The sequence below is a fragment of the Sphingomonas sp. OK281 genome, from assembly GCF_900115295.1.
Classification (GTDB): Bacteria; Pseudomonadota; Alphaproteobacteria; order Sphingomonadales; family Sphingomonadaceae; genus Sphingomonas.
This window is the reverse complement of the sequence record NZ_FOVZ01000009.1, coordinates 79,135-92,072: the sequence shown is the minus strand read 5'-3', so window position 1 is coordinate 92,072 and position 12,938 is coordinate 79,135. Positions and strand designations below refer to the sequence as shown.

Annotated in this window: 12 protein-coding genes; 3 read left to right on the top strand and 9 right to left on the bottom strand. The window is 62.4% G+C overall.

Annotated features, from left to right (window positions below; genetic code table 11):
* From BM244_RS21260 to BM244_RS21235, 6 genes are all read right to left on the bottom strand, one after another.
* Positions 1-392 (bottom strand): PAS domain-containing protein (locus tag BM244_RS21260; RefSeq protein ID WP_139226874.1); only part of this gene is annotated, 392 nt, incomplete at its 3' end.
* 278 nt (positions 393-670) lie between these two features.
* The gene (locus BM244_RS21255; RefSeq protein ID WP_175518353.1) at positions 671-1,843 is read right to left on the bottom strand and encodes a HupE/UreJ family protein; all 1,173 of its coding nucleotides are present in this window, start codon (positions 1,841-1,843) and stop codon (positions 671-673) included.
* Positions 1,840-2,943 (bottom strand): DUF3500 domain-containing protein, encoded by a 1,104-nt coding sequence (locus tag BM244_RS21250; protein ID WP_093400911.1) that lies wholly within the window; start codon positions 2,941-2,943, stop codon positions 1,840-1,842. The genes BM244_RS21255 and BM244_RS21250 overlap by 4 nt, the downstream gene beginning before the upstream one ends.
* Positions 2,944-3,162: 219 nt before the next feature.
* Positions 3,163-3,345: a hypothetical protein gene (locus BM244_RS21245; protein WP_093400910.1), complete on the bottom strand. Its 183-nt coding sequence runs from the start codon at positions 3,343-3,345 to the stop codon at positions 3,163-3,165.
* Positions 3,342-4,445, bottom strand: a complete 1,104-nt coding sequence (locus BM244_RS21240; RefSeq protein WP_056678396.1) for a PepSY-associated TM helix domain-containing protein — start codon at positions 4,443-4,445, stop codon at positions 3,342-3,344. The genes BM244_RS21245 and BM244_RS21240 overlap by 4 nt, the downstream gene beginning before the upstream one ends.
* Positions 4,445-6,628 (bottom strand): TonB-dependent receptor, encoded by a 2,184-nt coding sequence (locus BM244_RS21235; RefSeq protein WP_093400923.1) that lies wholly within the window; start codon positions 6,626-6,628, stop codon positions 4,445-4,447. The genes BM244_RS21240 and BM244_RS21235 overlap by 1 nt, the downstream gene beginning before the upstream one ends.
* 511 nt (positions 6,629-7,139) lie before the next feature.
* Between BM244_RS21235 and BM244_RS21230 the strand changes: the two genes are divergently transcribed.
* On the top strand, positions 7,140-8,966 hold the full coding sequence (locus BM244_RS21230; protein ID WP_093400909.1) for a DUF885 domain-containing protein: 1,827 nt from the start codon (positions 7,140-7,142) through the stop codon (positions 8,964-8,966).
* 369 nt (positions 8,967-9,335) lie between these two features.
* Positions 9,336-9,929, top strand: a complete 594-nt coding sequence (locus BM244_RS23920) for a J domain-containing protein (RefSeq protein WP_093400908.1) — start codon at positions 9,336-9,338, stop codon at positions 9,927-9,929.
* A 92-nt stretch (positions 9,930-10,021) separates the two neighbouring features.
* Here the strand turns inward: BM244_RS23920 and BM244_RS21220 are convergent, their stop codons facing one another.
* Positions 10,022-11,452: a DUF6880 family protein gene (locus tag BM244_RS21220; RefSeq protein ID WP_093400907.1), complete on the bottom strand. Its 1,431-nt coding sequence runs from the start codon at positions 11,450-11,452 to the stop codon at positions 10,022-10,024.
* A 251-nt stretch (positions 11,453-11,703) separates the two neighbouring features.
* Between BM244_RS21220 and BM244_RS21215 the strand changes: the two genes are divergently transcribed.
* Positions 11,704-11,892, top strand: a complete 189-nt coding sequence (locus tag BM244_RS21215; RefSeq protein WP_236559451.1) for a hypothetical protein — start codon at positions 11,704-11,706, stop codon at positions 11,890-11,892.
* Between the two features lie 36 nt (positions 11,893-11,928).
* Here BM244_RS21215 and BM244_RS21210 read toward each other — a convergent pair whose 3' ends face one another.
* Positions 11,929-12,414, bottom strand: coding sequence for a hypothetical protein (locus tag BM244_RS21210; RefSeq protein WP_254784714.1), 486 nt, complete (start codon positions 12,412-12,414; stop codon positions 11,929-11,931).
* Entirely contained in the window at positions 12,323-12,604 is a 282-nt protein-coding gene (locus BM244_RS21205) for a type II toxin-antitoxin system Phd/YefM family antitoxin (RefSeq protein ID WP_093400905.1), read from the bottom strand. Before BM244_RS21205 ends, BM244_RS21210 begins: the two co-directional genes overlap by 92 nt.
* Between the last annotated feature and the right edge of the window lie 334 nt (positions 12,605-12,938).

Genomic DNA, 12,938 nt, shown 5'->3' with positions numbered 1-12,938 from the left:
GAGGCGAAGAAGAATACAACTTTGCCGGCGTCATTGCGTACAGGGCTCAGGTACAACGCGTTCCAGAACGCAGATCCATCCTTTCGATAGTTTAGAAGGTCCACAGCAATGTCGGTCTGGGCGTCGATTGCCTGACGCACTTTAGCCACCTGCTCTCGGTCGGTGCCGGGACCCTGCAGGAAGCGGCAGTTACGTCCGATGATTTCACTTCGGTCGTAGCCCGACAGCGTTTGAAAGGCTTCGTTGCAGAAGACGATCGGGTTATCGGTCTGCGCGGGGTCCGTGATCACCATAGGCATTCGGGTAGCCCGAACAGCCGCGGCAAAAGGGTCCGCTCGTCCGTGCTCGTAATCGAGCGCTTCCGTCAGATGCCAATCGTCCCGCTGCTTCATCACGCCTCCGTGGAGCGTGCCGACCAGCCGAACTCCGTGCCGGGACTAAATCGTTCTAATCGTTTTCCGTTCCGCTGAGAGATCGAGTTCGTCTCACTGAGGCATGACCATTGGGCAGCATGGCTCGCGCGTAGAAAGCCTCTTTGAGTTCGAAAATCGGCGACCCGTCTGCAGGCTGGAAGCTGAACGAATGGCAGAAGTAGGGAAAGCGGAAATGGCTCGTGAGTGTCCGGTTCTGGGTCTTCTCGGCTCAAGACATCTGCCAATTCGTGCGAGGCCTACCAAATTAGCCAGCCTGGCAGCGCGATCATACCGATACGCTGCAAGATCCATAGCGACGCAAGCCCGCCAATCGTAAGCAATACGAGCTGCCTCGGACGAGCCAGCCATTCCGCTCCACTGATCGTCAGCGCCGGCAACGCAACGATCATGACGATCAACTGTGCCGCCTCGACTCCGATATTGAACCCGAAAAGCGCAGCGATCTTCGCGTCGACATCAAGGTCGAGCGCCGCAAGTGTCTCCGAAAATGCCAGACCGTGGATCAGACCAAAACCCCCTGCCACCATCCATTCACGCTTCGGAAAAATTGGGCGTAATGCGTGGAGCGCCGCGACGATGATCGAAACTGCCACTAAAACTTCGGTCAGCTGCACCGGGACGGCATCGAAGCCGAACGTTCCCGCCGCAAGCGATACCGAATGGCCAAGAGTGAACGCCCCGCTGATCGCCAGGAAACGGCGCAACGCTTCGCCGTTCATCCCGACGAAGTGCCAGCGGTTGTGCGCTGGTTTGAACGGGACGACCATCAGTAGGGCGATCAGGAACAGGATATGGTCCAGCCCCGACAGCACATGGAAAAAGCCGGTGGCGATTATCGCGGTGAAGCCGGATGTCATGCTCCCCGTTTCAAGATCCATTGATATCGGCTCGATCGAACGCGTGGCGAAATCGTAGCTAATAACACCGACATCTCGCGGGCCCGCAGCGCACCCCGGCCCGGCCTCGATCCGAACGAAGGCGACATGGTTGGGAATTTGATGGATGACCGCATCGTAGGACAGCACAAACTGGCTGCCGCCGCCGGGCATCGCTGGCGCGGCAATGAAGACGCGCCACTCGCTATAGCGGCCGACGTCAGGGTCGGTCGCGTCGATCAGCCTCGCTGCAGTGATCTTGAGCGGCACGGGACGACCCACCCCGTCCGCCAGCGCGACATGACGCAGATAATACCGACCGACGGTCGTGGCGTTAATAACTGTTACAGAGCGATCGGTTCGCATCGCGATCGCAAGGTCGGGAGCGGGGGTGTGGATTTCGAATGTGATGCGCCCGAAGCCCGGTCTCACGGTCACCAGCGAATTGGGTAGCGGATGCGCAACGGCCGTTGCCGTAAGCAGCCCCGTCACCAACGCTAGCCAGAGCATGCGCCACCGCAGCACCGTCGTCACGATGTCGGTTTCGTTCCACCGTAATCGGTTTTGCGATCGCGCCACACCGAATGCGGGTGAACACCCGGAATGGATCGACCGGGCTGCATCGAATATTCGATCCATACCGATGGGCCGTCGATCCGAACGTAGTCGTTCTCCGCGCTCACGCTGACCGTGCCGGTGAAGGCGACGTACGTGTCGTCGAGTTGCCGACGATAGCGGGCGAGAATGGCGTCGGCGTCCGGCTGGTCGATGTCTCCTACATACGTATTGATAGCAGCCAGCAGGAGCACCTTCTGCGCCGTGGACAGGTCCACCCCCTTCAGGCCATCGCGTATGGTCGGAAAATCATCGTCACGCTGCGGACCGACGATCACATCGGTGAAGGTCTTGCTCAACTTCGCCTTGGCCGCCTGAGCGGGGCTCAAGCTCGTCAGCAGCCTTGCAAATGCAGCCTGTTCATCCAGCATCGGCGCGTTTTCGCGTCCGTTCTGGTTGAACCTCACGAACGGCTCGACCCCGCGGAACAAGGGGGAAGCACCGGCGAGCCTGCCGTCGATATAAGTGTTGGTCAGCGCAGTGTGGTGTCCGCCGTAATAGATCTGCCAGATGCCCTTCGCCGAAGGCGTTCCCAGAAACGCGAAGTGAAAGTTTCCGGAGCTGAAGCCCGCTTCTTTGGTTTTTGCCAGCAGATAGTCGTCAGCGTTCAGGATCTGCTCCAGCTCATCCAGGCCTTGGTTCGGTTGGGCACCGGACACCTCGCGCAGGATGGCCTTGATATAACCTCGTTGCGGCACGGAAAATTCGCTAAGCATCGGACCGATGCGATCGCGGTATCCCATCGGGGGAAAGTTGCTCCAACTGCTCGCGTTCTTGAACGAGTAGGGCAGGAGCATTCTAACTTTCAGTTCGGGCGAAAGCGTTCTCGTCAGGCCGGCGGCAAGGCAAAGCAGCTTGGCGTATCCGAGCGACGACGCGCATTGCGCATCTGCCGCTGCTGTCGAGATCGTCCCGATGTGAATGTTGACGTCCGGTGTGTCGGGACGGGCGCGACAGCCGCCAAGGCTGCCCGTTACGACCGCCGCGGCAAGAACCGGGTAAATGGAGGCATATCTCATGCTGGCACTGATAGAACCAGTCTATCGAGCTCGACAACCAGCCTGATCGGCAACCTCCCCGTTGAAGCCAAAACCCGATGGCGCGACAGGCATCCACCGCAGTGGCAGGCAGGCTCAACCGGGGTCGAGTGGGGATGAACAAACGACCGAAATTGAGAGGGCGGCAAACGACCACGAATGTCGCCAAGTGGGTCAGAAAGCTGAGGCGTGTTCATCGGGTCATGAGCGGACAGCGAGGCGTCGGGTTCGTAGTGCCCAACCTATGGCGACGAGCGGTGCGGCAAGGCCCAGCCAAGCGACGACGTCCACAGCACCGTCGCCGAGCAGACCAACGATCAACGCGACAATCGCCGCGATGGCCAGAAGGATCGGAATGCCGAACGTCCCCCCGACCCGTCTCATGCCGGTACCTTTCGTCGGCCAAGCCACAGGTAGACGCCGCTGCCGAGTACTATGATTGCGATCATGTCGAAGATCGCCCAGAGCACCTTCATGGGCATGGCCCCGTAATCGCCGAAGTGGAGCGGCTGCGATAGGCGAAGCGCTAGCATATACCACGGCATCGACCGCATGGCGGTCAATTCACCGGTGCGGGCATCGACTAGCGCGGGGGTGAGCAGCTGCCGCGTCGCCGGAGTCGCGCCCTTCAACCACACGGCATAGTGATGCTCGCTGCTGAACCGCGTACCCGGGAACGCCACGAACTGCGGCTCGGTGCCAGGCGCCGCGGCGCGCGCGGTGCGCATGGCTCGGTCGAGCGAGCCCCAAGCGGCGACCGGCAGCGGTGGCTGGCCTTGGTAGGGCCTGGTCAGCGCGGCGAGCTGGTCAACGCGCCAGACAGCGGTCAGCGTATCCGACAGTGTGTTGACCACGCCGGTCAGCCCGACCACGCCGACCCACATCGCCGTAGCGATGCCGAGCAGGTTGTGGAGGTCGAGCCAGCGGACGCGGCGGCTACGGTTCGTGCGGACCTCACCGAAGGCCAGTTTGCGCATGAAAGGCGCGTAGACGACGATCCCAGACACGATCGACGCACAGAAGAGCAATCCCATGAAGCCGAGGAAGAGCTTGCCCGGCAACCCGGCGAACATGTCGACATGGAGGCGCAGGATCACCGCCATAATGCCGGCATCCTCGTCCAACGCGCCCACTGGCTTGGCCGTGCGGCGATCGATGGCCGTGATGTGGAGGGCGCCTCGTCCAGGCTGCGCCAACTTCCCCGTGGTGACGTTGGTGACCGGGCGGTCGTCGTCGAAGCTCATGAACAACGGACGCTCGCCGGGGTACATGGCCACGGCGGTACGCACGAAGTCGTCGAGCGGAAGCGTCGGTGCATCCTTCGGCAACGCCGCAAGTGGCGGACGGTCGTCGAACGCCGCATCGATCTCGTCATGGAAGATCAGCGGCAGGCCGGTCAGGCACAACATCAGCAGGAACAGCGTGCAGACCAGACTCGTCCACTTGTGAACCCAGCACCATGTCCTGACCGTTGCCGTACGCATCAATACTCGACCGTGATCGACGCCTTGACGGTTCGCGGCTGGCCCTGAAGCAGATAGCCGCCGAACGCCGATGTCCAATAGCGGCGGTTGTCGATGTTTTCGGCGCTCACCCGGAGGGTGATCGGGTGCTCGTTCGCGACCAGGATGTAGCGCAAGCCGAGGTCGAAGCGCGTCCAGTCGTCCACCCGCTGGAGGTTGGTCGCGTCGAGATACTGACGTCCGGTTTGCACGACGCGCCCGGTCAGCGTTGCGCCGCGAAGGAAGGGCGGCACCACCTCCAGGCCGAGGTTCACCTGATAATCCGGCACGCCGATCGCGTCGTTACCGTCCGTCAGGCCACCTGCGGTGCGGCGAAGCGTGGCGTCGGTGATCGTGCCACCCCCGATCACACGCAGCCAGTCGGTCGGCTCGCCGTTGAAGCCCAGCTCGATGCCCTGGTTGCGCTGGCGACCATCGACCACGAAGGTCGTGGCGGTGGGACGCGTCGGTATAGGTGTGGCGATGCTGTAGCCGTTCGGTTGCGTCGTCCGGTAGAGCGCGAGCGTCGCGGTCAGACGCCGGATCTCCCACTTGGCGCCGACCTCGTACTGCATCGTGCGATAGGGCGCGAAGATCTCACCGGGGTTGAGGATGGTGCCATTGATGGGTGCGGTGGAGCCCTGGACAAGGCCCTCGATCCGGTTGCCGTAGAGCGAGAAGGTCGCGGTCGGCCGCACCACCACGCCGAGCACGGGGGTGGTCGCCGACCGGTCGTAGCGGGTCGCCCGAGCGAAGGTGGCGCGGTTGAAGCCCTCGACGGTCAGCTTCTGCTGGCGGACCCCGCCCGTGACCAGCACCCGATCGTCGAACAGGCCGACCGTGTCGGAGGCGAAGAGGCTGCCGAACTCCGTGTTGGAGACGCGCGGTGGATCCGAGAGATTGCCGCCGGTACCTGTACCCGGCAGGTTGGCCGGCTGCGGCACTGCGACGGGCGCGTAGATGTTTGTCGAGGTGGTCGTCGCGAAGCCGCCGGTCGCCGTACGATAGCCGCCCGATGCGAAGGCGTTGCGGTTCTCGGCAAGCACGAGCGTGCCGCCGACGCTGATCGCGTGCGTCGTACCGCCGAGCGCGAACTTGCCGCGTACTCCCAGCTGGCCGCTCTCGTTGTTGTCCTCGCGCGGGACGAACAGTCTTGCCTGGGTGGCGGCACCGGTCGCAGAGTTGGTGACGGTCGGAGTTGCGTAGTCGCCGTCCTCACGGCCATCGCGCAGGCCGCCGGCGAGATAGACCGTCCAGTCGGGGGCCACGTCGACTTCGGCACGGGCGAGAACGTAGACGTCGCGCAGCTTGGTGAACGCCCACGGCTGCGCGTAGTTGGCATCCGCTCCGGGCACTCGCGGGATCGCGAGACCGGTGTTGGCGAGCCGCACCTGCGGCCGGGGCGAATAGACGCGCTGGTCCTCGTAGCCGAAGTCCAGGAAGAAGCGTCCCGGCCCGGAGCGGAAGTCGAGGTCGGCCCCGACGACGCGGACGCTGCGGCGCTCGTCGTCCACCGCCGTGTCCCCGTCGCGGTAGACGCCGTTGACCCGGAAGCCGAAGGCGTCGCCTGCGCCGAAGCGCGTGCCGAGGTCGATCGCTCCGCCGAATAGGTGGTCGCCCGCGTAGCTGGCGGTCGCGCGCATCAGTGTCTTCTCGGCGCGCTTCGGGATTAGGTTGATGCCCCCGGCCAGTCCCGATCCGCCCGGCGCCGCGCCGAAGAGGAAGGCGCTGGAGCCGTTCAACACCTGGACCCGATCGTAGAGTTCGGGAGAGACCAGTTGGCGCGGGGTGATCCCGTAGAGGCCGTCGAGCGCGACGTCGTCGCCGGCCAGCGGGAAGCCGCGGATCACGAACAGCTCCGACTGATTGCCGAACCCCTGCGTGATGCGGACCGAGGGATCGTTCTCCAGCACCTCGCCCAGCGTCTCCGCCTGCTGATCGAGAATCAGCTGCGCGGTGTAGTTGCGGACGTTGAACGGCGTCTCGAGCGCGGAACGGTCGCCAAGCGCTCCAAGCGAGCCCTCGCTCGTCACCTGCGGCCGCTGCTGCTGCGCGGTGACCACGATCTCCTCGTCTGTCGGAGGCGTCTGCACGCGCTCCTGCGCATGCGACACCGTCGCGATCGAAGCGATTGCAACCGTAGAAATGGTCCACGCAAATTTCATCACCGTCACCCCCACTTGACGGCACGCTCATGGGCTATTGCGTTGCGTTCGCAATACGCTCGTTGTTGGGAAGATACTTTGTTGGAACCAAGCGCTTGCCCCCGGCTGGTCCGAATTGGTAGGTGGGCACGTACGTCGCAGCGCAACCAACGTTGTTGGGCGGCGATGAACAAACGACCGAACCTGAGAAGCTGCACAACGCTGTCGAGTGACCGATTGTGGGTCCTGTTCGCAATTCTCTATGATCTGAGCAGGTTGACGTTCTCAAAGTAGCGGTCCGAAGAGATAGTGGACCAAAATGCCGGCCTGAGCCTTCCCCGGCTATTCTCGTTGCGGAACCTGCCTTGATGACCTCGCTGCCGACCCGACGTTAAGCGAGATAATCCGACCTCCAGTCGCTCATTTTGACTTGAAGGCGCGCGTTAACCCTCGTTCGCTTGCGGGAACCATGGCCGCATCCTAACCCTCGCACCGTCGCAACCCAAGGAGCCGCATATTGTCCGTCAAACTGATGCTAGCGGCTCTACTGTCCACCACGCTGGCGACTGCCGCGGCGAGGGGGCAGGCGGTACCCGCGCCGGTCGTGCAGCCGGGTGAGAGCGCAGACGACGCGCGTTTGAAGCAGCTGTTCTACAACAGCGATGAGTCGAGCTTGAAGCGTCATCCCATCGAGGCGGTTTTCCGTGGCGACCTGCGCTACGCCGACCGGTTTGGCGACTATCTGACCGATGCGTATCTCGCGGCCGAGCGCGCGGCAGTGGAGCATGACCTCGCGACCCTGAACACAATCGATCGTACCAAGCTGACCCCGACAGATCAGATCGCCTATGACGTCTTCAAGACGCGAAACGAGACTGATCTCGCCGGTTTTGCGCCCGCGCTCTTGAAGGTGCAGCGCGACCTGCCGATCGACCATATGAACGGGTTTCAGACCTTCTATCCTGATTTCGCGTCGGGCAACGGCGCCGCGCCGTTCAAGACGCTCGCCGACTATGAGAACAATCTGAAGCGCAACGCGAAATATGCCGTTGTCCTCGACCGCGCGATCGGACTGTTCCGGCAGGGGATGAAGGACAAGATCGTCCAGCCTAAGCTGGTCGTCACCAACATGATCCAGGAGTTCGACAACCTCATCGCGGAAGGGGTCGAGGGCTCGACCTTCTACGGCCCAGTGAAGACGTTTCCGGCAACGATCCCCGCAGCGGACCAGGCGCGTCTGAAGGCGGATTATGGCGCGCAGATTCGCGACGTGATCATACCTGCGCATCGGCAGATGCGCGATTTCCTCGTTAACGTCTATCTGCCTGCCGCGCGCGACACGGTAGGTCTTTCCTCCCTGCCCGGCGGCGACGCCTATTATACTTTTCTGATCCGGCAAAACACGACGCTGCCAATGACCGCGGAGCAGGTTCATCAGCTCGGCCTAACCGAGGTCGCGCGAATCCTGAAGGGCATGGAAGCGCAGAAACAGGCGGTCGGGTTCAAGGGCGACCTGCCGACGTTCTTCGCCTTCCTACGCACCGACAAGCAATTCCAGTCGAGCTCGGTGGACCAGTTGCGCGACGGTTACCGGGCAATCGAGGCGCGTATCTCCAAACTAATCCCCGAGCAATTCTCGCTGACGCCGAAGACGACACTGGATATCCGCCCGGTCCCGGCGTTCAAGGAAAAGACCGAGGCGGCCGGATCGTACAACGGGGGCACGCCCGACGGGTCGCGACCGGGCGTGTTCTACTACAACACCTACGACCTGCCCTCGCGGTACACGTGGGAAATGGAAACGCTGTTCCTCCACGAGGGCGTACCGGGGCATCATTTCCAGATCAGCCTTGCGCAGGAAAACACCGCGCTGCCCGCGTTCATGCGGTTCGGTGGCAACACCGCCTATGTCGAGGGTTGGGCGCTCTATGCCGAAAGCCTGTGGAAGGAGCTCGGCATGGAGACCGATCCGTATGAGCGGATGGGCGGGCTGAACGACGAAATGCTGCGCGCGATGCGGCTGGTGGTCGACAGCGGGATCCACGCCAAGGGTTGGACGCGCGACCAGGCGATCGACTACATGCTCGCCAACTCGCCGATGGCGCGCACCGATGCGACTGCTGAGGTCGAGCGCTACATCGCTATTCCGGGACAGGCGCTCGCCTACAAGATCGGCCAGCTGACGATCGCGGGGACCAAGGCAAAGGCGCGGGCGATGCTTGGCCCGAAGTTCGATCCGCGCGATTTTCATGCGCAGGTGCTTGATACCGGAGCGCTGCCGATGCCGGTGCTAGAGGCTAAGATCGACAAGTGGATCGCTGCTGGCGGCGGTGCGGCGAAGCGAGCGGCCGCCCGATAGCCAAGCGGGCTCGACGTGCCCTGACGGCTAAACAGGCTTGCCCGTATTGAATCCGCAGGGACGGCGGCACGGTCTCGAAGCGTAAGTTCTATGCAGTCAGCCCCTTGGTAAACCAGTCGACACCGTTGAGATTTTGTCCCGTCCGAATCCGGAATTTGGATCAGGGCACAGTGACTGGTGGCCGTTGAGCTGAGCGGGACGAAGATGAATGAGCGACCGTCTGGGGGAGCGGCGGGCGCTGCTTGAATGTCGCTTCCATCTGACTGTTGGCCCCTAAAGCCACCCTTTGGATCTCTGAGAAGACGAAGTTAAGATCACGCGACGGGCGGACTTTCCTTTTTCGCGTTTTAGCCGCAAGTAACGGCTTAGATGGCTCTCTCACCCGACTATTATTCTGTCCTAGGGGTGCCCTCGACGGCAAGTCGAGAAACTATCCACGCCGCGTGGAAAGCGCTGCTCCGTCAATATCACCCCGATGCCAATCATGGTGCGGATGTTTCTGCTCGTGCGAAAGCGATCAACGAGGCGTATTCCGTTTTGGGAAAGAAGGAATCACGCGCCGCCTACGATCGCTCGCAGATCAGGCCGTCTGCCCACCGAGCGACTGGGGACCGTCCGTTTCACCCCAGGAAAGCCGGCAGGCGCCCGATGCGACCTAGCCCGTCGATGCAGCCCAGCGGTAGCTTCTCGCAGCCGCTAGAGACCAACGAATGGCTGATGGGCCTTTTCCTGCTGATCCTTACCGCCGCACCCATCGCTACAATCCTAGTTCTGTGGAATGAGGAATCTGGATTGGCACCTACGGTTCGACGTAGCGTCGCCGCTCATCCCGTGCCTGAACCTCCTGCAAATGGCGTCCAAAGCTCATCGGGCACAAACCCGGACTCGGACAGCCTGCATCCTAAACTATCGCCCAACCGCGACATTCGAATTCGCAGGGTTAGCCGCCAAAAGCAGTCGTAACGCGGAGATGAACGAGCGGCGGTAGTTGGGAAGCTGGGCAGAGGGCGGGGACGTCTGCTTCTGGGTCGACCTTACGGAATGCGGTCCCATGCTCATGCATCCCAGAAGCCGCTTTTGCGGCCATGACGCTGTTTAAGGTCGGCTATATAATCGGCGTGATCAGGATGCCCGGCGAAGTCCTCGATTCGGCGGGCAAGGTGTTCGCAGGTGCGGAGATGCCGGGCGGCATGACCATAGCGTTTGTACTTGGCGGCATCGAGCGACAAGTCGATCATCGCGCGCAGCACGAGCGTGGCCGCGAGCGGATATCGCTGCTCCAACGCGTCAGCGGCCGGGGTCAGGAGGCCGTAATGATCGCCGTCGAGTTCGTCGGTCCGGGCGATGATCATACGGGCAGCGCGGTCGAGCGCCGGCCAGTCGATCATGAAGGCGAGCGCCTGATGGAAGCCGGGATATTCCGAAACGTAGTCGATCGCTCGCGCCTCGGCATCGATGTCATCGAAATCCGGTAGCCGCTTCAGATATGCCCGGAGGTAATCGGCATCGAGACCACGCTCGAACGCCTGCCAGCGTTCGGCTTGGGCGTCATCAGATCGACCAAGGGCATCGAACACGTTGATGTAAGCCCGTTGCCAGCCGGGCCAATAACCGCCGTGGCGATACGTACCCTCCGCCTGCTTCAGCGCGGCTAGTGCTTCATCAAGGCGACCGGCTGCCAGCATCCGCTCGGCGATGGCCGCCGCAATCATGGGGTTGGTGCGCTCTTCTTCCGAGTGACGCCTCACAAACCCGTCGACGTCGCCGAGTGCGTCGGCGATCTCGATCAGTGCCGAGCGAACCTGACGCTCCTGATGGCTCCGCTCGCGATCGTCTGCATGACTTGGACCGCGCATGCTCAGCCCGATCGCCTGTCGCCCTTCGCCCGCAGCTGCCTTGGCAATGCCGGCTGCCATTTCCTCGAACTTGACCTTGAGCCGGGTCAGTCCGTCAGACCCCAGCGCCGGTGCGGTCGTGCCGATCAGGCCGTCGAACTGGCCATAGTCGTTTGCACAAACCGCCGACAACACGCGGCCGACGATCACCTCTACGGACTGGCCAGCGCGATCCGCGACATCGCCGAGATCGTCGCGGGCGGTGGCGATGATACCACCGATCAGGCCGTTGCTGTCGTCGCAGCGCTCATAGATCGATGGCGCCATCTCCAGCAGCCGCCACAACAGGTCAAAGGCCTCGCCGGGATTGTTGGGCGCGACATGCGTGACGATCGCCTCACGCTGCGTCTCGAGATCCTGGCCCAGTTCTCTCGCCTTTCGCCAATCCACGTATGAGCGCGATCGCGCGATCGAGACGAGCCGCTTGCGGATTGCACCCGCGACGTCACCACCGCTGTGGCTTGCCAGCTCCAGTCGCAATCGACGTTTGGCCGCGGCATCACCGGCGGTCATCTCGAGCAGAAGAGCTGCCAGACGTTCGGAGCCGAGCGCGGCCAGGTTGTTCGCGTTAAGGGTCGTTGTGGACGCCATGCCTTGTCGTCACGGGGGAAGTCTGATCCGTCAAGCACCTGCGCACGCCAGTCCGCGGGTCACGCATGTTGATACCACCGTGGACTTTACGGCCGCGCAGCGGATTTGCGTATCAGGTCTTGCAAGGCATTGACGATGCTGCGGTGGGAACCGAACGCATACGCGATCAAGATTTTCGTGGTCGTGCAAACCGCCTTGCCTCGTGACAACCTCGCCATGCTACATTGAGCAGGGTACACAAAGGACCCCAAGTGAGCGACGCCCGAGCCAATATCCTGCAACTGGCGCGCGAGATGGCCGAGAGCGGGCTGTATCGCGGCTGGCGATCGATCGAGGGGCGGCTCCGCGCCGACGGCCTGCCGCGCGTTCGCGAGGCGCTAGACGACGACGTCAGACGTGAGCTTGACCATCGCTGCCAGACGCTGCGGAACCCCCGCTGACGCCTAGGGCATCAAGCTTGGCACAAGGGTGTGCCGTCAATCGCGATCCACAGGTCGCCCAATTCCCGCTGCAACGATCGCGTCACGGACGCGCCGGAAGAAGCTCGCCGGCAGATAGCCATAGCTGACCGCTGGCTCGCGACCGGGTATCGGCCGGATGTCATAACCCGGCCAGGCAAAGCGGTTCCACTCGGTGATCACGATCCACGATCGCTCGCCAGACAGGCCAAGATCACGCCGGACGGCGTCGCGCACTTCGATCGCCAACTGATCGCGGGCAGGGGCTTTCGTGGTCAGCGGCACGACGTGCACCTGATCGATCCCGTCCTTCGGACGGGTCACCAGAACGACCGCGACGGGCCGGTCCTTTATACCTTCATCGCGGCCTTTAACGTACTCGTATTCCCACAGGTAGCTGTAATTGAGGACTTCACCCGGCTGCGGCAGCGTTGAGCCTTTTTTCGGCGTCTTGGGCGCCGCGGCCGGGTTCGACGCCGCGGATGGCTTCGAGGGTTTCGTCATCAAGATCCTCCACGCGGCCGGCGATCCGTTCACGACGGCGCAGGCGCTCATATTCATCGACGGGGACCATGACGAAGCGCACGCGGCCGTTCCGACTAACGCCGACCGGGCGAATCATCGCCTCGTCAGAGTAACGGCCGAACTGCTTTTGCAATTCGCCCGAGGGTACGATTTCCATGCTCGTCGCCATGAGCGGGTGTTCCTGTGCTGGATGCGTTGCAGGCTACTGCCTTGCGCGGCGGGATCTCGATCGCATGCAGGCTGTTGCCGGTACGCGGGGGGCTCGGTCGCGCGTGCGGATTCAGCCTGCACGCGCGGATCGTGGTTGAAGCACGACCGGCTTAAAGCCGATATCGATGAAATAGGGAAAATACGGATAACGGTCAAGATGCGTAGAAATAGGGGAACAGGTGGGAACGGGAAAACCAAGATAAGGTCGCAAGCGCGATATATCTGGTAAATCATTCTAGTGATAAACCCCACATTCCTGCTAGAAACCTGCTGGCGTGAAATTGGCCATTCGC